This is a genomic window from Streptomyces sp. NPDC002536 (genome assembly GCF_053594995.1).
The window spans coordinates 23,618-42,271 of the sequence record NZ_JBSFWU010000017.1; the positions used below are offsets into that span (position 1 = coordinate 23,618).

At 68.9% G+C, this 18,654-nt stretch carries 20 protein-coding genes; 5 read left to right on the forward strand and 15 right to left on the reverse strand.

Features of this window, described 5'->3' with window-relative positions; genetic code table 11:
• Window positions 1–154: 154 nt before the first annotated feature.
• From ACWD4B_RS09060 to ACWD4B_RS09070, 3 genes are all read right to left on the reverse strand, one after another.
• The gene (locus ACWD4B_RS09060; RefSeq protein WP_451420157.1) at window positions 155–1,003 is read right to left on the reverse strand and encodes a 3-hydroxyacyl-CoA dehydrogenase family protein; all 849 of its coding nucleotides are present in this window, start codon (window positions 1,001–1,003) and stop codon (window positions 155–157) included.
• 213 nt (window positions 1,004–1,216) lie between these two features.
• The gene (locus ACWD4B_RS09065) at window positions 1,217–1,594 is read right to left on the reverse strand and encodes a hypothetical protein (protein WP_451420158.1); all 378 of its coding nucleotides are present in this window, start codon (window positions 1,592–1,594) and stop codon (window positions 1,217–1,219) included.
• 163 nt (window positions 1,595–1,757) lie between these two features.
• Window positions 1,758–3,155: an RNA-guided endonuclease InsQ/TnpB family protein gene (locus tag ACWD4B_RS09070; protein WP_451420159.1), complete on the reverse strand. Its 1,398-nt coding sequence runs from the start codon at window positions 3,153–3,155 to the stop codon at window positions 1,758–1,760.
• Window positions 3,156–3,261: 106 nt separating this feature from the next.
• Between ACWD4B_RS09070 and ACWD4B_RS09075 the strand changes: the two genes are divergently transcribed.
• Together ACWD4B_RS09075 and ACWD4B_RS09080 are read left to right on the forward strand one after the other, a co-directional pair.
• Window positions 3,262–3,414: a hypothetical protein gene (locus tag ACWD4B_RS09075; RefSeq protein ID WP_451420160.1), complete on the forward strand. Its 153-nt coding sequence runs from the start codon at window positions 3,262–3,264 to the stop codon at window positions 3,412–3,414.
• A 13-nt stretch (window positions 3,415–3,427) separates the two neighbouring features.
• Window positions 3,428–4,015, forward strand: coding sequence for a cob(I)yrinic acid a,c-diamide adenosyltransferase (locus tag ACWD4B_RS09080; RefSeq protein ID WP_451420161.1), 588 nt, complete (start codon window positions 3,428–3,430; stop codon window positions 4,013–4,015).
• A 3-nt stretch (window positions 4,016–4,018) separates the two neighbouring features.
• Here the strand turns inward: ACWD4B_RS09080 and ACWD4B_RS09085 are convergent, their stop codons facing one another.
• Window positions 4,019–4,555: a hypothetical protein gene (locus ACWD4B_RS09085; RefSeq protein ID WP_451420162.1), complete on the reverse strand. Its 537-nt coding sequence runs from the start codon at window positions 4,553–4,555 to the stop codon at window positions 4,019–4,021.
• Between the two features lie 142 nt (window positions 4,556–4,697).
• Between ACWD4B_RS09085 and ACWD4B_RS09090 the strand changes: the two genes are divergently transcribed.
• The 3 genes from ACWD4B_RS09090 (at window position 4,698) to ACWD4B_RS09100 (ending at window position 8,651) form a co-directional block, all read left to right on the forward strand.
• On the forward strand, window positions 4,698–5,879 hold the full coding sequence (locus ACWD4B_RS09090) for a sensor histidine kinase (RefSeq protein WP_451420205.1): 1,182 nt from the start codon (window positions 4,698–4,700) through the stop codon (window positions 5,877–5,879).
• Window positions 5,876–6,541 carry a response regulator gene (locus tag ACWD4B_RS09095; protein WP_451420163.1) on the forward strand — a complete coding sequence of 222 codons (666 nt, stop codon included), beginning with the start codon at window positions 5,876–5,878 and terminating at the stop codon, window positions 6,539–6,541. The genes ACWD4B_RS09090 and ACWD4B_RS09095 overlap by 4 nt, the downstream gene beginning before the upstream one ends.
• Before the next feature lie 79 nt (window positions 6,542–6,620).
• Window positions 6,621–8,651, forward strand: a complete 2,031-nt coding sequence (locus ACWD4B_RS09100; RefSeq protein ID WP_451420164.1) for a glycosyl hydrolase family 18 protein — start codon at window positions 6,621–6,623, stop codon at window positions 8,649–8,651.
• A 57-nt stretch (window positions 8,652–8,708) separates the two neighbouring features.
• On the opposite strand, the gene ACWD4B_RS09105 is transcribed toward ACWD4B_RS09100, so the two are convergent.
• The 11 genes from ACWD4B_RS09105 to ACWD4B_RS09155 all read right to left on the reverse strand — a co-directional run bounded on the left by ACWD4B_RS09105 (window position 8,709) and on the right by ACWD4B_RS09155 (window position 18,618).
• A complete protein-coding gene (locus tag ACWD4B_RS09105; RefSeq protein ID WP_336413615.1) occupies window positions 8,709–9,158 on the reverse strand; it encodes a DUF2550 domain-containing protein in 450 nt (149 codons plus the stop codon).
• Window positions 9,159–9,277: 119 nt separating this feature from the next.
• Window positions 9,278–9,649, reverse strand: coding sequence for a F0F1 ATP synthase subunit epsilon (locus ACWD4B_RS09110; RefSeq protein WP_336413542.1), 372 nt, complete (start codon window positions 9,647–9,649; stop codon window positions 9,278–9,280).
• A 112-nt stretch (window positions 9,650–9,761) separates the two neighbouring features.
• Window positions 9,762–11,204 carry a F0F1 ATP synthase subunit beta gene (gene atpD, locus ACWD4B_RS09115; RefSeq protein ID WP_451420165.1) on the reverse strand — a complete coding sequence of 481 codons (1,443 nt, stop codon included), beginning with the start codon at window positions 11,202–11,204 and terminating at the stop codon, window positions 9,762–9,764.
• A complete protein-coding gene (locus tag ACWD4B_RS09120) occupies window positions 11,204–12,124 on the reverse strand; it encodes a F0F1 ATP synthase subunit gamma (protein ID WP_451420166.1) in 921 nt (306 codons plus the stop codon). Before ACWD4B_RS09120 ends, atpD begins: the two co-directional genes overlap by 1 nt.
• A 2-nt stretch (window positions 12,125–12,126) precedes the next feature.
• Window positions 12,127–13,701 carry a F0F1 ATP synthase subunit alpha gene (gene atpA / locus ACWD4B_RS09125; RefSeq protein WP_336413545.1) on the reverse strand — a complete coding sequence of 525 codons (1,575 nt, stop codon included), beginning with the start codon at window positions 13,699–13,701 and terminating at the stop codon, window positions 12,127–12,129.
• A gap of 116 nt (window positions 13,702–13,817) precedes the next feature.
• Entirely contained in the window at window positions 13,818–14,633 is an 816-nt protein-coding gene (locus tag ACWD4B_RS09130; RefSeq protein ID WP_451420167.1) for a F0F1 ATP synthase subunit delta, read from the reverse strand.
• Window positions 14,630–15,190, reverse strand: coding sequence for a F0F1 ATP synthase subunit B (locus ACWD4B_RS09135; RefSeq protein WP_451420168.1), 561 nt, complete (start codon window positions 15,188–15,190; stop codon window positions 14,630–14,632). Before ACWD4B_RS09135 ends, ACWD4B_RS09130 begins: the two co-directional genes overlap by 4 nt.
• Before the next feature lie 41 nt (window positions 15,191–15,231).
• A complete protein-coding gene (locus tag ACWD4B_RS09140; RefSeq protein WP_171085095.1) occupies window positions 15,232–15,474 on the reverse strand; it encodes an ATP synthase subunit c family protein in 243 nt (80 codons plus the stop codon).
• 78 nt (window positions 15,475–15,552) lie between these two features.
• Window positions 15,553–16,347: a F0F1 ATP synthase subunit A gene (gene atpB / locus ACWD4B_RS09145; protein ID WP_336413616.1), complete on the reverse strand. Its 795-nt coding sequence runs from the start codon at window positions 16,345–16,347 to the stop codon at window positions 15,553–15,555.
• 279 nt (window positions 16,348–16,626) lie between these two features.
• Window positions 16,627–17,064, reverse strand: coding sequence for a hypothetical protein (locus tag ACWD4B_RS09150; protein ID WP_336413548.1), 438 nt, complete (start codon window positions 17,062–17,064; stop codon window positions 16,627–16,629).
• Window positions 17,065–17,325: 261 nt separating this feature from the next.
• Window positions 17,326–18,618: an MraY family glycosyltransferase gene (locus ACWD4B_RS09155; protein ID WP_451420169.1), complete on the reverse strand. Its 1,293-nt coding sequence runs from the start codon at window positions 18,616–18,618 to the stop codon at window positions 17,326–17,328.
• Window positions 18,619–18,654 lie beyond the last annotated feature (36 nt).

The following is an 18,654-nucleotide window of genomic DNA, read 5'->3' on the forward strand; positions in this document are numbered from 1 at the left end:
CGCTCCCGGGAGTGGTGCGTGAGATGACCGGCGGAACGAGGTTGTCTTCCGAGGTTCTAAAGAACTGACTGCCTTTCGCACGGCAAAGTTGCCGCCTGTAAGCGAATTGCTACCGAATTCACCCCACGGGGTGAACCCGGTAGCCGATGGAGCCTCAGTGCTGGTAAAAGCCCTGGCCGCTCTTGCGGCCCAGGTCGCCCGCGTCGACCATGCGGCGCATGAGCTCCGGCGGGGCGAACTTCTCGTCCTGGCACTCGGTGTAGATGTTCTCGGTCGCGTGCAGCAGGATGTCGACGCCCGTCAGGTCGGCGGTCGCCAGCGGGCCCATGGCGTGGCCGAAGCCCAGCTTGCAGGCGATGTCGATGTCCTCGGCGCTGGCCACCCCGGACTCGTACAGCTTGGCCGCCTCGACGACCAGCGCCGAGATCAGGCGGGTGGTGACGAAGCCGGCGACGTCTCGGTTGACGACGATGCAGGTCTTGCCGATGCCCTCGGCGAACTCCCGCGCGGCGGCGAGGGTTTCGTCGCTGGTCTTGTGCCCGCGCACCAGCTCGCACAGCTGCATCATCGGCACCGGCGAGAAGAAGTGGGCGCCGACCACGCGCTCCGGGCGGGCGGTGGCGGCGGCGATCTTGGTGATCGGGATGGCGGAGGTGTTGGAGGCGAGGACGGTGTCCTCCTTCACCAGCCCGTCCAGGGTGCGGAAGATGTCCCGCTTGGTGTCGACGTCCTCGAAGACGGCCTCCACGACGATGTCGGCGTCGGCGGCCGCGTCCAGGTCGGTGGTCGGGGTGATGCGGGCGAGCGCCTGCTCGGCCGCGGCCGCCTCCAGCTTCTCCTTCGCCACGAACCGGTCCAGCGAGGCCCGGATGCCGTCCGTGCCGCGCTGCAGCGCCGCATCGGTCACATCGCGCAGCACGACGTCCCAGCCGGCCTGCGCGGAGACCTGCGCAATGCCGGACCCCATCAGTCCGGCACCGATGACGGCGAGCTTCTTGGCCACGGCTGTCCCCTTACTCCCTGTACACCTGCGTGTTCTTACTGCTCTTGGCCGGACCTTAGCGCCCGGGAGCGCGCCGTTGGGAGGGAAGAGATGCGCGTCACGTCCCGAATGACGGACATCACACCGAGACGGCCACCGGCCGGGCCACACGCTGCAGTTGAGCCACTCGGGCCCCAGGGATCACACCGGGACCACCCCGGGATCACGCCGGGTTCACGCTGTGGGGCGGATGCCGTACTCCAGCAGACGGTCGCTCAGCAGCCCCTCGATCTCGTCCAGCAGGCCGAGCGCGGCACGCGAGGTCTCCGCGGCGGTGCGGCCCGCCACCAGCTCGGCCTGGATGTACTCGGTCACCTGTGCCTGGACCCAGCCCAGCTGACCGGCCACCAGTACGGGCAGCGGCCCGGCGTCCTCCCCCGCCTCCTCGGCGAGCACGGCGGCGAGCCGGTCGACGGCGCGGCGCCGCATACCGAAGACCCGGGAGCGCAGGGCCGGCGACTCCTCGATGACGCGCATGAACCGCTCGAACCCGTCGACCAGCCCCATCCGCGGCGAGACCGTCACGACCTCCGCGCGCAGGGTGCGCAGCACGGTCGCGGCGGGGGACTCGCCCGCGGGACGGCCGCGGACGGCCCTGGCGACCCAGTCGACGGCGTCGTCCTCGCGGTCGAGGAAGAGGTCCTCCTTCGAACCGAAGTAGTTGTGAAGTCTCCCCAGCTGTGCACCAGGGCTCCCACCGCCCGTGCTACCGCTGTCATGCGGCCTCCGGACGGTTCGGTTGACGATTCGGCCACAGCCAACGCCGCGGCCTGCGTTTCCGCCAGGCGGGAACGCTGCGTCCGTCCACCCTGCTTCCCAGGGCGGCCAAGCTCGCCACACCACGCGGCCACGAGACCGCTTGAATGGCGTCGGTTTTGATGTTGTATGCAGCATTCACATCCGCATTGACCGGCCCGTACCCGCATTCAGGGTTCTTGCAGGCAAAGATCGCTTGGCTCTCGCGGTTCTTTGCATCCGCTTCCCCGCACGCGGAGCACCTCTGTGAGGTGTAGGCAGCCGGAACCTGGACGACCACCCCTCCACGTTGGGTTGCCTTGTACTCCAGCATCGCCAGCAGGGCTGACCAGCCCTCGCCAAGGATGGCCCGGTTCAGTGCTCTCTTTTGCGCCACGCCCCTGCCGTGCTGCTCCCGGGAACCCCGCGCAGACGCAGTCATGGCCTGCACGTTGAACCGCTCGACCCCGATCAGGCCGTAGCGGGAGGCCAGGAGCGTGGTGGTCTTATGTTGCCAGTCCGTGCGACGCCGCTTCTCTCGTCCCCGGAGATCTGCGATCTGCGCATTCGTGCGTTGCAACCGGCGGGGCGCCGGCTGCCCAGGAAGAGCGGCTCGCCGTTGGCGAGCGGCCTTCCGCTGCAGACGCGTCAGCCGTTCCCCTTCTTTGGGGCTCAGCCACGGTCCATGAGTGAGGTACGCCTCATCCGGGTCGGAGGTCGCCAGTGACACTGTCACGCCTCGGTCCAGTCCGACAGCGGGACCCTGGTGCGTCCCCTTTGCCGGTACCTCGCACTTGAAGGCGCAACGGAAGGCGATGTGCCAGCCGTTGGAGTCCCTCACCAGCCGGGCGCCCGTGACCCTGCCCTCCGGTGCGTCCTTTCCGATGCCTGGCAGCTCGCTCGAGTACCGAAACCGGACGCGCCCCACGAGCGTCAGGTTGGCTTCTCCCCATTTCCGGCTCAGGCGCGCGACCTTGAGTGCTTGAGCTTGCGGCATGTCGACCGAGAGCCGCCTGCGTCCACGCACCTGAAATCCGGGACAACCGCGCAAGCCTTTCCAATGCGCCTGCCATGCCTCGATGTACTGCTTGAGCACTTGCTGACACGCCTGAGCCGGGAGGATCGACAGCCACTCGAGCTCTCGCCTGGCCTGCCGGATCACTTCATCCGCTTCTTTGAACGATGGCCAACGGTGCGGAGCGTAGAAGGTGTACCAATCATGAAGCAGGTTCCACAGTGCCCGGGCTGCATGCCCCTGCCCGGCCAGCCGCAGCTCCTGCTCGGAGGTCGGATACAGCCGGAGCTTCACCACGCGCCGCACAAGCACCTGCTCGCCCGACTCTTCGGCTCGTTCGCACTGCCGCTCCGTATCCCCCATGCACACAGCTTGTCGCCGCGTCCGGGCCCGCCCGGCAGATTTCCTCCAGAGCAACCAGAACGAGTGAACCACGCACACGCGACGCAAACATACGTACGGATGCGTGATGCCGCTGCGCTATCTGGTGGACGCCGTCCGCGCCGCGTTCATCGGGCACTACTCCGACCCGGCGCTGCTGCGCGGCACGTTGGCGGCCCTGGCTCTGCTGGCCGTCTCGGTGACGGCCGGGACGCGGTACTTCCGGAAAGCCGGAGCCTGACTACGCTCGGGGCATGGTCAACCTGACGCGTATCTACACCCGCACCGGCGACGACGGCACCACCGCCCTCGGCGACATGAGCCGGACCGTGAAGACCGACACCCGCATCGCGGCGTACGCCGACGCGAACGAGGCCAACGCCGCGATCGGGGTGGCCATCGCGCTGGGACAGCTCCCGGAGGACGTCACCGCGGTGCTGGTCCGGGTCCAGAACGACCTCTTCGACGTGGGCGCCGACCTGGCGACCCCCGTCATGGAGAACCCCGCGCTTTCAAAAAAAATGGCCCCGCCGCTGCGCGTCGAGCAGTCCTACATCGACCGCCTGGAGGCGGACTGCGACCACTTCCTGGAGCCGCTGGAGAAGCTGCGCAGCTTCATCCTGCCGGGGGGCACGCCGGGGGCGGCGCTGCTGCACCAGGCGTGCACGGTGGTACGGCGCGCGGAGCGCTCCACGTGGGCCGCGCTGGAGATGCACGGCGACATCATGAACCACCTCACCGCCACCTACCTCAACCGGCTGTCGGACCTGCTGTTCATCCTGGCGAGGACCGCCAACCGGGAGGTCGGGGACGTCCTTTGGGTACCGGGCGAGAACCGCTGAGGCCTACGCCTTCTCCTGTTTCGGCCAGATCGTGTAGCTCAGTGCGATGACCACGTTGATGCCCATCACCAGCAGCATCTTCGACTGCCACGCCCGCAGCGAGCTCACATCACCGCCGTCGCCCACGTACCAAACCGCCGCCTGCAACAGCGCAGCGGCCACGGCCGCGGCCAGGATCCAGCGGCCCGCCGTCTTCCACTCGTGGACCGTGCGCGCCGTCCCGTACCGGGGCGGCGCGACCGGTGGCGGGCCGCCCGCGAAGCGGTGGGCGAAGCGGGCGTCGGCCCAGCGGAGCGTGGAGTGGCCGAGGCCGACCGAGAAGCCGATGTAGACGGCCGCGAGGCCGTGCTTCCAGTCGGCGGCGGCCCCGTTCTTCAGGTCGACCGCGGTCGCGATCAGCAGGACGAGCTCCAGTACGGGTTCCAGCAGCAGTACCGCGACCCCCGCGCGCGGCATGCGGGCCAGATAGCGCAGGCTCAGTCCGCCGGCCAGCAGCACCCAGAAGCCCACCTCGCAGACGACGATCAGCGTGACGATCACGGCTCCGCTCCTTCCCTCGCCTCACCTCCCCTCCAGCGTCACCTGCCGCGGCCGCCCCCGCCTCGTCGCAGAAGACGATCCCCGACTGCATCGTTCGATGTACTGACCTGCGGCGACGGCATGCTGTGATGGACCCGTGCAGATCGCCCTCCCCCGCCGCCCCGATCGCGATGCCGTGCTCGTCGCGGTCGCCGGGGTGCTCGGCGGGGTCCTGCTCTACGCGCTCGGGCTGCGCAGCACACCCGCGCTGCCGCTGCCGCCGTGGCTCGCCCTCGTCGCACTGGCCGTCATGGCCGGTGCCGAACTGCTGCGCCGCAACGCCCCGCTGGCGGGGCTCGCCCTCGGCACGGGGGCGCTCGTGCTCGACCTGTGCGCGGGCAGTCTCATCGCGAACGTGGGCATGTTCACCGATCTCGTCTACGCGGCGGTGCTGTACGGGCCGCAGGCCGCGTACCGGTTCATCCCGCGGGCGACCGAAGTGCTCACCGTCCTGGGCACGTTGCTGGCCGTCGCCCTGGTCCGCAAGCCGGAGGCGCTGCTGGTCGGCATCGGGCTGGGCCTGGTGACCATCGCGCCGGCCTGGACCGGCGTGGGCGTCCGCGTGCACCGCGACGCCGCCCGGTCCGCGCGGCTGGCGGCCGAGCGGACGGCACTGCTGGCGGAGCTGGACCGGCGCGAGGCGGTGGGCGCGGAGCGGGCCCGGATGGCGCGGGAGCTGCACGACATGGTGGCGGGGCACCTGTCGGCCATCGCGATCCACTCCACGGCGGCGCTGTCGATCGGCGAGCCGGAGACGTCCCGGGAGGCGCTCGCGGTGATCCGCGAGAACAGCGTCCAGGGGCTCGCCGAGATGCGCCGTCTCATCACCCTCCTGCGCACCGGGGAGGAGGGACCGGCGGCCACGCCCACGCTGGACGGTCTCGATGCGCTGCTGGTGCAGGCGCGCAGCACCGTGCCCGACGAGGGCAGGTTCCGCTTCGTCCTGCACGACGAGCGCGACTCCGGCCCGCTGCCCGCGCCCGTCGAACTGGCCGCGTACCGCATCGTGCAGGAGTCGCTGACCAACGCGGTCAAGCACGCGGCGCCGGGCGAGGTGGCGGTGCGCCTGACGCGCACGGCGGACGGTCCGCTGACCGTCCGCGTCACCAGCCCGCTGGGCGAGCGGCCGGCGCCGCGCGCCCCGGGCTCGGGAGCGGGCATCGTCGGCATGCAGGAGCGCGTCGCCCTCCTGGGCGGCCGGCTGGAGACGGGACCGCAGGGCGGCGGAACGGCGTTCTGGGAGGTACGGGCCGAACTGCCCGTGGAGAGCGAGGAGACGCGATGAACATCCGGGTCCTGGTCGCCGAGGACCAGGCCGCCGTCCGGTCCGGCCTGGTCCTCATCCTGCGCTCCGCGCCCGGCGTCGAGGTCGTCGGGGAGGCGGCGGACGGCGAGGAGGCGGTGCGGCTGACGCGGGCGCTGCGGCCCGATGTGGTCGTCATGGACGTGCAGATGCCCCGCCTGGACGGGGTCTCGGCGACCCGGCAGATCACCGCGGAGCAGTTGTCCGACGTGCTCGTCCTGACCACCTTCGACCTCGACGAGTACGTGTTCGGGGCGCTGCGCGCGGGCGCGGCGGGGTTCCTGCTGAAGGACAGCGAGGCCGCCGATCTCGTCGCCGCCGTGCGGACCGTGGCCCGGGGCGAGGGGCTGATCTCCCCGGCCGTCACCCGCCGCCTGATCGCCGAGTTCGCCCGCCCGGCGCCGCGGGCGACGGCACGCCCGTCCGCCGACCTGGCCCTCCTGGACGTGCTCACGCGCCGCGAGCGCGAGGTGCTGGTCTGCCTCGGCGAGGGCCTGGCGAACGCGGAGATCGCGGTCCGGCTGCAGATGGCCGAGGCGACGGTGAAGACGCACGTGAGCCGCCTGCTGGGAAAGCTGGAGCTGCGCAGCAGGGTGCAAGCTGCCGTACTGGCCCAGGAGTTGGGTCTGGTCCAGACCTCTTGACCGTTGGTACGGACCTTCTTACGCTCCCCACAAAACTGCGCACCCCCCACCCTGTACGGACTCCACTCGAGGAGCACCCTTGAACACAGGAACAACGGGACACGGCAGATACAGCAGACGCTTCACCCTCACCGCGGCGTTCGCCGCCTTCCTCCTCCCCCTCGCCGCACTGATCGGGCTCGCGGCCCCGGCCCATGCCGCGGCCTCGGCGACGGCGGCCTTCGCCAAGACCTCCGACTGGGGCACCGGTTACCAGGGCGAATGGACGATCAAGAACACGGGCTCGACGACCGTCGACGGCTGGACCGTCGAGTGGGACTTCCCCTCCTCCACCACCGTCGGCTCGTACTGGGACGCCCTGATCAGCAACAGCGGCACCCACTACACCGCCAAGAACCGCGACTACAACGGCAGCATCGCCCCCGGCGCCTCCGTCACCTTCGGCTTCGTCGCCGCGGGCGACAACGCTCCCACCGGGTGCAAGCTCAACGGCGGCTCCTGCGACGGCAGTTCCCAGGGCAATCCGCCGGGCGCCCCCGGCACCCCGCAGGCCACTGCCGTCACCGACACGACCGTCTCCCTGAAGTGGACGGCGTCCGCGTCCGACACGGGCATGAAGAACTACGACGTCTACCGCGGCGGCAGCAAGGTCACGACCGTCGCCAAACTCGCCTGGACCGACACCGGGTTGACCCCCGGCACCAGCTACACGTACACCGTCGTCGGCCGCGACACCGCCGACCGGACCGGACCCGCCGGCCCGGCACTGACCGTGAAGACCACCGGCGGGGGCGGCACCCCGCAGCCCGGCAACGGCTACGCCAAGGTGGGCTACTTCGTGCAGTGGGGCATCTACGGCCGCGCCTACACCGTGAAGTCCTTGGACGCCACGGGCGCCGCCGCCAAGCTCACCCACCTCAACTACGCCTTCTCCAACATCGATCCGGTCAACCTCACCTGCCTCAACGGCGTCACCAAGGCCACCACGTCCAACCCCGAGGACCCCAGCCAGGGCGACGGCGCGGGCGACTCGTGGGCCGACTACGAGAAGGGCTTCGCGGCCGGCGAGTCCGTCGACGGCATGGGCGACACCTGGGACCAGCCACTCGCGGGCAACTTCAACCAGCTCAAGAAGCTCAGGGCCAAGTACCCCGACCTCAAGACCCTGATCTCGGTGGGCGGCTGGACCTACAGCAAGTACTTCTCGGACGTCGCGAAGACCGACGCCTCCCGGCAGAAGTTCGTCCAGTCCTGTATCGACATGTACATCAAGGGCAACCTGCCGGTCAGCAACGGCCGCGGCGGCCCCGGCACGGCGGCCGGCATCTTCGACGGCTTCGACATCGACTGGGAATGGCCGGGCTCCGACGGCCACCCCGGCAACCACGTCTCCGCGGACGACAAGGCGAACCTCACGCTGCTGATGGCCGAGTTCCGCAAGCAGCTCGACGCACTGGGCGCCACGACCGGCAAGCACTACCTGCTCACCGCCTTCACCCCGGCCGACCCGGCCAAGATCGCGGCAGGCTGGCAGATCGGCGGCAAGCCGAACGTCTTCGAATCCATGGACTACGCCAACGTCCAGGGCTACGACTTCCACGGCTCGGGCAGCGACAACAGCTGGGAACCCAACCGCACCGGCCACCAGGGCAACCTGTACGCCGACCCCAAGGACCCGTACTCCACGAAGTTCAGCGTGGACAAAACCGTCCAGACCTATCTCGACGCGGGCGTCGACCCCCGCAAACTGGCCCTGGGCCTGGCCTTCTACGGGCGCGGCTGGCAGCAGGTCGCCGACGGCGGGGCGCGGGGTGTCTGGCAAACGGCGAATGGGGCTGCGACCGGGCAGTTCCCCGAGGAGGCGGGTACGCGGGGCTACGACAACCTGGTCGCCTCGGTTCCCAACATGACCTTCTACCACGACGATCAGGTGGTGGCCACGTATGGCTACACCGGGGACGGCGGGCAGTGGTGGACATTCGACGACGCCTGGTCGATCGGCAAGAAGACGGCCTGGCTTCGCCAGAAGAATTTGATGGGCGTGATGATCTGGGAGATGTCCGGTGACAGTGGCACGCTGATGACTGCCGTCACTGACGGTCTGTCCTGAACTGCGGGTTGTTCGTGGCTGGTCGCGCAGTTCCCCGCGCCCCTTCGGGGCGCGGCACTACGCCACGTTGACCCGCTGCCCCGGAGGGGCCGCCTCCAGCCACGCCAGGAAGCCCGTCAGGGCGTCCTCGCTCATCGCGAGTTCCAGGCGCGTGCCCCGGTGCAGGCAGACCAGGACCACGGCGTCGGACAGCAGGGCCAGTTCCTCCTCGCCCTGCGGCGTCCGGCGCTCCAGGACCTCGATCGAGGCGCGCTCCAGGATCCGCCGAGGGCGCGGCGCGTACGAGAAGACCCGGAACCACTCGATCCGGTCACCGCTGTAGCGGGCGACGCCGTAGACCCAGCCCTTGCCGAGGGGTTCGGGGTCGTCCTCGGGGATGTTCCACCGCAGACTGCAGTCGAAGGTCCCGCCGGACCGCTGGATGAGCCGCCTGCGCAGCCCGAAGACGAAGAGCCCCAGCACCACCAGCAGTACGACGATGCCGCTCACGAGCAGAGCGAGGACCATCTCCACCGACCTCCTCGCATCATCTAGAGCAACCGCACCTGTATTGCCTCAGCCGCGGACCGCCCTGGAAGATCCAGTGCGGCCCGCGGCTGAGGGTCGTTCTTCGGTCGGTCGCGGTCCTAGTGCCCCGCGACCGCACGCAGCCGGACGTCCGCGCGCCGCTCGGCGGCGGCGTCCGCCTCCGACTGGGCCCGCTCCAGCGCACGCTCGGCGCGCTGGACGTCGATCTCGTCGGCCAGCTCCGCGATCTCGGCGAGCAGCGAGAGCTTGTCGTCGGCGAACGAGATGAACCCGCCGTGCACCGCGGCGACCACGGTGCCCTCGGCGGTCTTGATGGTCACCGGGCCGGACTCCAGCACACCGAGCAGCGGCTGGTGGCCGGGCATGACGCCGATGTCACCCGATGTGGTACGCGCGATGACCAGAGTGGCCTCGCCGGACCAGACGCTTCGGTCCGCCGCGACCAGCTCGACGTGCAGCTCAGCAGCCAACGTGGCTCCTCGGGTCTCCACCTGCCGGGTACGGCAGGTGTTGGGTCAAAGAATAGGGGACGTGACGTCCGGGGGCGGGACTGCCCCACCCCCGGACGTCAGAGCACGGGGCTCAGGAGACGCCCAGCTCCTTGGCGTTCTTCTTCAGGTCCTCAAGGCCACCGCACATGAAGAAGGCCTGCTCCGGGAAGTGGTCGAACTCACCGTCGCAGATCGAGTTGAACGCGGCGATGGACTCGTCCAGCGGAACGTCCGAACCGTCGACACCGGTGAACTGCTTCGCCGCGTGGGTGTTCTGCGACAGGAAGCGCTCGACACGACGGGCGCGGTGGACGACCAGCTTGTCCTCTTCGCCCAGCTCGTCGATACCGAGGATCGCGATGATGTCCTGGAGGTCCTTGTACTTCTGCAGGATTCCGCGGACCCGCATGGCGGTGTCGTAGTGGTCCTGCGCGACGTAGCGCGGGTCCAGGATGCGGGACGTCGAGTCCAGCGGGTCGACCGCCGGGTAGATGCCCTTCTCCGAGATCGGACGCGACAGAACGGTGGTGGCGTCCAGGTGGGCGAAGGTGGTCGCCGGGGCCGGGTCGGTCAGGTCGTCCGCGGGGACGTAGATCGCCTGCATCGAGGTGATCGAGTGACCACGGGTCGAGGTGATGCGCTCCTGCAGGATGCCCATCTCGTCGGCCAGGTTCGGCTGGTAGCCCACCGCGGAGGGCATACGGCCGAGCAGGGTCGACACCTCGGAACCGGCCTGGGTGAAGCGGAAGATGTTGTCGATGAAGAACAGCACGTCCTGCTTCTGCACATCGCGGAAGTACTCCGCCATGGTCAGACCGGCCAGGGCCACGCGCAGACGGGTGCCCGGGGGCTCGTCCATCTGACCGAAGACCAGCGCGGTCTTGTCGAGAACGCCGGCCTCCTCCATCTCGACCATGAGGTCGTTGCCCTCACGGGTGCGCTCACCGACACCGGCGAAGACGGAAACGCCCTCGTGCAGCTTCGCCACACGCATGATCATTTCCTGGATCAGAACGGTCTTGCCGACACCGGCACCACCGAACAGACCGATCTTGCCGCCCTTGACGTACGGGGTCAGCAGGTCGACGACCTTCAGGCCGGTCTCGAACATCTCGGTCTTGGACTCGAGCTGGTCGAAGGCCGGGGCCTTGCGGTGGATCGACCAGCGCTCGGCGTCGGCCACCGTGGACTCGTCCTCGTTGAGGACCTGGCCCAGGGTGTTGAACACCTTGCCCTTGGTCACGTCGCCGACCGGGACGGAGATGGCCGCACCCGTGTCGGACACCGGGGCCTGGCGGACCAGACCGTCGGTGGGCTGCATGGAGATGGAGCGCACGAGGCCCTCACCGAGGTGCTGGGCGACCTCGAGCGTCAGGGTCTTCCGCCCGCCCTCGACGGCCGGGTCGTCGACCTCGACGTGCAGGGCGTTGTAGATCTCCGGCATCGCGTCGACGGGGAACTCCACGTCGACGACCGGGCCGATCACCCGGGCGACGCGGCCCGTGGCGGCGGCCGTCTCAACAGTGGTCGTCATTACTTGTCACTCCCCGCGGTCGCGTCGGCCAGGGCGCTCGCGCCACCGACGATCTCGCTGATTTCCTGGGTGATGTCGGCCTGTCGGGCCGCATTGGCAAGCCGCTTGAGCGACTTGATGAGCTCTTCGGCGTTGTCGGTCGCGGACTTCATCGCGCGGCGGCGGGCGGCGTGCTCGGAAGCAGCGGCCTGCAGCAGCGCGTTGTAGATCCGGGACTCGACGTACCGCGGCAGCAGCGCGTCGAGCACGCCCTCCACCGACGGCTCGAACTCGTAGAGCGGAAGGATCCGCCCCTGAGCAGCTTCGGTCTCCTCCGGCGTCGCCGTGAGGCTCAGCGGCAGCAGACGGTTGTCCACCGGCGTCTGCGTCATCATCGAGACGAACTCGGTGAAGACGATGTGCAGCTCGTCCACGCCGCCCTCGGCCGTGTCCCGCTGGACGGCCTCGATCAGCGGACCCGCGATGCGCTTGGCATCGGCGTAGGCCGGGCTGTCGGTGAAGCCGGTCCAGGACTCGACCACCGGGCGCTCACGGAAGCCGTAGTACGCGACGCCCTTGCGGCCGACGATGTACGTGACGACGTCCTTGCCCTCGGCGCGGAGCCGCTCGGTGAGCTGCTCCGCCGCCTTGATGGCGTTGGAGGAGTAGCCGCCGGCCAGACCACGGTCGCTCGTGATGAGCAGCACCGCGGCCCGGACCGGGTTCTCCGCCTCGGTGGTCAGGGCGTGCTTGGCGTTGGAGCCGGTGGCAACCGCGGTGACTGCCCGGGTGAGCTCACTGGCGTACGGAGTGGATGCGGCCACCTGGCGCTGCGCCTTGACGATGCGCGAGGCGGCGATCATCTCCATCGCCTTGGTGATCTTCTTGGTCGCAGTGACGGACTTGATCCGCCTCTTGTAGACCCGGATCTGGGCACCCATGCTCAGCCCTCGCCCAGCAGCTTGCCGTCCGCCGTCTCGAACTGCTGCTTGAAGGACGCGATCGCGTCGCCCACGGCCTGCAGCGTGTCGTCGGACATCTTGCCGCCCTCACGAATGCTGGTCATCAGGCCCTTGTGCTCGCGGTGCAGGTAGTCCAGCAGCTCGCGCTCGAAGCGGCGGATGTCCTCGACCGGGACGTCGTCCATCTTGCCGGTGGTGCCGGCCCAGATGGAGACGACCTGGTCCTCGGTGGAGTACGGAGCGTACTGCGTCTGCTTCAGCAGCTCGACCATGCGCTTGCCGCGCTCCAGGGAGGCCTTGGAGGCCGCGTCCAGGTCGGAACCGAAGGCGGCGAACGCCTCCAGCTCGCGGAACTGGGCGAGGTCCACACGGAGGCGGCCGGAGACCTGCTTCATGGCCTTGTGCTGGGCGGAGCCACCGACACGGGAGACCGAGATACCGACGTTCAGCGCGGGGCGCTGACCGGCGTTGAACAGGTCCGACTCCAGGAAGCACTGGCCGTCGGTGATGGAGATGACGTTGGTCGGGATGAACGCCGAGACGTCGTTCGCCTTGGTCTCGACGATCGGCAGACCGGTCATCGAGCCGGCACCCATCTCGTCGGAGAGCTTGGCGCAGCGCTCCAGCAGACGGGAGTGCAGGTAGAAGACGTCACCCGGGTAGGCCTCACGGCCCGGCGGGCGGCGCAGCAGCAGCGAGACGGCACGGTAGGCGTCGGCCTGCTTCGACAGGTCGTCGAAGACGATCAGGACGTGCTTGCCCTGGTACATCCAGTGCTGGCCGATGGCGGAACCGGTGTACGGGGCGAGGTACTTGAAGCCCGCCGGGTCGGACGCCGGAGCCGCGACGATCGTCGTGTACTCCAGGGCGCCGGCCTCCTCCAGCGCACCGCGCACGGACGCGATGGTGGAGCCCTTCTGGCCGATGGCGACGTAGATGCAGCGAACCTGCTTCTTCGGGTCGCCGGTGCGCCAGTTGTCGCGCTGGTTGATGATCGTGTCGACGGCCAGCGCGGTCTTGCCGGTCTGCCGGTCACCGATGATCAGCTGACGCTGGCCACGGCCGACCGGGGTCATGGCGTCGACGGCCTTGTAGCCCGTCTCCATCGGCTCGTGGACCGACTTGCGCTGCATGACCGTGGGGGCCTGCAGTTCGAGGGCGCGGCGGCCCTCGATGCCGGTGATCTCGCCGAGGCCGTCGATCGGGTTGCCCAGCGGGTCGACGACGCGGCCGAGGTAGCCCTCGCCCACCGCGACGGAGAGCACCTCACCGGTGCGCTGCACCGGCTGGCCCTCCTCGATGCCGCTGAACTCGCCGAGGACGACCGCACCGATCTCGCGCTCCTCGAGGTTGAGGGCGAGACCGAGGGTTCCGTCCTCGAACCGCAGCAGCTCGTTCGCCATGGCCGAGGGAAGGCCCTCGACCTTCGCGATGCCGTCGCCGGCAACGCTGACCGTACCGACCTCCTCGCGCGAGGCCGCGTCCGGCTTGTACGCCTGGACAAAGTTCTCCAGCGCGTCCCGGATCTCCTCCGGCCGGATCGTGAGCTCCGCCATCTGGGTTCCCTGCTCTCCTTGTTGGGCCCGAAGTATTTCTTCCCCGGGGGAGTTCCCCCGGAGGACACCGTCGGCCCAACCCGGGCCGTCAGTCATGCTCTTGAGTTGGTCGCCGGTCAGCCGGCCATCCGCCGTTCCGCCTCGGCGAGGCGGTCCGCGATGGTGCCGTTGATGACCTCGTCGCCGATGCGCACCTGGATGCCGCCGATGATCTCGGGGTCGACGTCCATGTTGAGGTGGACGCGTCGCCCGTACAGCTTGGCCAGCGCATCGCCGAGGCGCTGCTTCTGCCGGTCGTCCAGCGGCACTGCCGAGGTGACCACCGCGACCGTACGGTCCCGGCGCTCCGCGGCGAGCTTGGAGAGGGCGTTGAGCCCTGCCTCCAGGCTACGGCCACGCGGCGCCGTCACCAGGCGGACGACGAGCCGCTCGGTGACCGGGTTGGCCCGGCCGCCCAGCAGCTGGTGCACCAGGCCCGCCTTCGCGGCCCGGTCGGCGACCTTGTCGGTCAGCGCGGAGCGCAGTGCGGAGTCCGAGGTGACGATCCGTCCGAAGCGGAACAGCTCGTCCTCGACGTCGTCCAGGACGCCCTGCCGCTCGGCGGCGACCAGGTCGGCGCTGCTCGCCAGCTCCTCGGTCGCGTCCACCAGGTCGCGAGAGCGCGACCAGCGCAGGCGCACCATGCCGGCCAGCAGGTCGGCGCACTCGCCGCCGACCTGACCGCCCAGCAGACGCTTCGCCAGCTCGGCCTTGGCCTCGCCGGGCTGCGCCGGGTCGGTCAGGACCCGGCGCAGCGACACCTCGCGGTCCAGCAGTGCGGTGACGGAGGCAAGCTCGTCCGCCAGCTTCGCCGCGTCCACGGACGTGTTGTCCGCCAGCGCGTCGAGGCTCTCCCGTGCAGAGGCCAGGGCCTCACGGCTCGCAAGGCTCATCGCTTCGCCTCGGCCTTCGCCACGTCCACCGGCTGCTCCTCAAGGGCGTCGAGGAAGCGGTCGATGGTCCGGCCCTGACGGGCGGAGTCCTGGAGGGACTCGCCCACGATCCGGCCCGCCAGGTCGATGGCCAGCTGGCCGACGTCCTGACGGAGGGAGGCCGAAGCGGCCTTGCGGTCGGCCTCGATCTGGGCGTGACCGGCAGCGATGATCTCCTCACGCTGCCGCTGGCCCTCAAGCCGCATCTCGGCGATCAGCGCGACGCCCTGCTCCTGCGCCTCCTGGCGCAGACGCGCGGACTCGTGGCGGGCGTCGGCGAGCTGGGCCCGGTAGTCCTCGAGTACCTGCTGAGCCTCGGCCTGGGCGGCCTCGGCCTTCTCCATGCCGCCCTCGATGGCCGCCCGGCGCTCGTCCAGAACCTTGTTGATGTTCGGGAGGAGCTTCTTGCCGAGGAACAGGAAGACGATGAGGAAGGCGACAAGGCCGATGACAAGCTCTGGGATCGGCGGGAGGAGAGGGTTCTCCATCTCCTCGGCCGCCATCGTCAGGGCGTTCACATCAGTGCCTTTCGTCGAAAAGGGGTGTCAGCAAGCAGTGATTACTTACCGAACACGAACGGCATGACGATGCCGATCAGGGCGAGCGCCTCACAGAAGGCGAAGCCCATGATCTGGTTGGCGCGGATCAGGCCGGCCGCCTCGGGCTGGCGGGCCAGCGCCTGGGTGCCGTTACCGAAGATGATGCCGACGCCGACGCCGGGGCCGATCGCGGCGAGGCCGTAGCCGATGGAGCCGAGGGAGCCGGTGACACCGTCGGCGGCAAGGGTCTGGAGAGCGGACATGCCGGTTCTTCCTTCTCTTTCACGGACCGGTGGGGGTTGGCCACCGGACGGTCAGTGGGTCTGGGTGGGGCTGGGGGCTCAGTGGTGCTCGGAGAGCGCGCCCTGCACGTAGTTGCAGGCCAGCAGCACGAACACGTACGCCTGGACGGCCTGGATGAAGAGCTCGAAGGCGGTCATCAGGATGGTCATCACGAACGAGACACCGGCGTAGGCGATGCCGATGCCGTTCAGCAGGTACCAGCTGGCGATGGTGAACATCAGGATCAGCAGGTGGCCGGCGAACATGTTGGCGAAGAGCCGGACCGCGTGGGTGAACGGCCGGACCAGGACGTTCGAGAAGAACTCGAGGACGACGACCATCGGCAGGATGCCGCCGAGCGACTTGTCGTAGCCGGTGATGTTCTTCAGGCCGCCGACGAAGCCGTGCTTCTTGAAGGTCAGGTACATCCACAGGACGTAGACGATCAGGGCGAGGCCCGCCGGGAAGGCGATGATCGACGTGACCGGGAACTGGGCGACCGGAATGACCGACCACAGGTTCATGATCCACACGAAGAAGAACAGGGAGACCATGAAGGGGACGTACTTGTCGCCCTCCTTCTTCCCGAGCGCCTCGTAGACGATGCCGCGGCGGACGAAGTCGTAACCGGCCTCACCGACCATCTGCAGCTTGCCCGGCACCACCTTCGCCTTGCCGAAGGCCACCCAGAAGAAACCGACGATGGCGATCGAGCCCAGCAGGGCGAGCAACATCGGCTTGTTGAAGTCGTATCCGCCGATCGAGAAGAGCGGCTCGAAGACGAACGAGTGGAGCCCTGGGGCCGGGAAGCCGCACCCATCGAAGATGTGGCAATCGGTCTCGAAGGCGAGCATCTGGTCAGCACTCACCGCGAGCTCCTTCAGCGTGGCGCATAGGTACGGCAACCTCGTTGTGTCGGCGCGGCGTGCAGCCACGGAACGGCACTGGACTGGTCTTACGGATAGGGGTGCGGCAGGTCGGCCGGTGGCCGGAAGACATCGCAGGCGTCAGCTGCACGGGCGGCCGATCCTCTCCCCTGGGACTCGGGGGTCCGGCTGCCTTCGTCCGCTGCACCTCAGATGGCACCGGACGATAGCAGGTGAGCACAGGAGCCTTTATCGCGGCCCTACCTCTCATGACGGAGAACCGGCGGGCGCAGCCTTCTGCGCATCGCCGGACTCCGGATCCACGTACAGGACCTTGGCCTTCATGTAGGCACGCGTCTGCGCCCCGATCCACACGAGGACCGCGGCGAGCAGGGCGAAGGCGAAGGCCTTGGTGTCGAACAGCGTGGTGTGCTTGAAGACGCCGAGGAAGACGGCGACGAGCAGGAACTGCGCCATGAAGAGCACGAGGCCCATCGACTGGAAGAGGTGCGGAAGGTGCTTCGCGGTCCGCTGCAGGACGATCAGGCCCATGGCCATGACACCTCCTGCGAGGAGCGTGCCGACGGCGGCACCGATGCCGCCCTTGCCACCGGCGAACACCAGGGCCACGGCAACGGCGACGATCCCGCTCACGGCGGTCGGGACGGCGCACTGAAGAAGGGTTCGGGCGTCGTTGGACTGCATGAAGGGTTCTCCGGCGAAGGTCGGAAGCAACGATTCGTCGTGGGCGAGCGTATCCCCGGGAATCAGAGGCGACTCTGCGACGAAGGTCCGCCGCACAGTATTTTCGACGGGACCTTCGGCTCTACCACCGGGTTTAGTGAACGGTATCACAAACTATTTGATGAGGTCTTTACCTGGTTCGTGTGCCCCGCGTCACACTCACGGGTCAACCCCCTGGTCGACGGGCTGACGGACCGCCAATTCGTCTGCTAGAGGCGGACTTTACCCGTGGTGCGTGCTGGTGCGCGTGAAACGTGAGCGGTCCCCGACGGCTGTTGCGCCGTGCAGGCCGGCCGGTACGGGCTCGCGCTGCTCCTCCGGAACGGCGCCCTCCGCGATGGGCACCACCCGCCGGCGGTAGCGCGGCGGAACGAACCGCTCCGCCCAACGGGGAGCCCGCGGGGTGAACCTCGGCATCAGCAGCAGGCCCAGGCCGACCGCGCTCAACGCGGTGATCACCAGCAGGATCCAGACACTGGCCGACTGCACCGAGTAGGCCACCGTGCCGAAGGCGATGAGCGCCGACCAGAAGTACATGATGAGCACCGCGCGGCTGTGCGAGTGGCCGATCTCCAGCAGCCGGTGGTGCAGATGCCCGCGGTCGGCGGCGAACGGCGACTGGCCCTTCCAGGTGCGCCGGACGATGGCCAGCAGCAGGTCCGCGACCGGCACCGCGATGACCGTCAGCGGCAGCAGCAGCGGGATGTAGACCGGCACCGTGGCCTGCACAGCGGCCCGTTCGGAGCCCTCGAAGAGCTTGAGGGCGTCCGGGTCGAGCTGCCCGGTCAGGGAGATGGCGCCGGCCGCCAGCACCAGGCCGATCAGCATGGAGCCGGAGTCGCCCATGAAGATCCGGGCGGGATGCATGTTGTGCGGGAGGAAGCCCAGGCACATGCCCATGAGCACGGCCGCGAACAGCGCGGCCGGAGCGGCCGCCTCCAGATTGTGTCCGTACCAGAGCCGGTAGGCGTAGACGAAGAACGCGGCGGCGGCGATGCAGACCATGCCGGACGCCAGGCCGTCGAGACCGTCGACGAAGTTCACGGCGTTGATGGTGATGACGACCAGCGCCACCGTGAGCAGCGTGCCCTGCATGGGCGTCAGCGAGACATTGCCGACGCCGGGGACGGGGATCCACAGGATGGTCAGACCCTGCAGGACCATCACGCCGGCGGCGATCATCTGGCCGCCCAGCTTGACCAGGGCGTCCACGCCCCACTTGTCGTCGAGCACGCCGAGCAGCCAGATCAGCCCGGCTCCCGAGAGCAGCGCGCGCGGCTCGTTGGACAGCTCGAAGACGGGCTTGAGATTGGCCAGGTGCGCGGCGACCAGCAGGCCCGCGCAGAGCCCGCCGAACATGGCGATACCGCCGAGCCGTGGCGTCGGTTCCCGGTGCACGTCACGGGCGCGGATCTCCGGCATTGCGCCGGCCGCGATCGCGAACTTCCGCACCGGACCCGTCAGCAGATAGGTGACTGCCGCGGTGACGCACAACGTCAGCAGGTATTCACGCACGGGCTGCCCCAGGAATCTCGCCGGACATCACAGCCC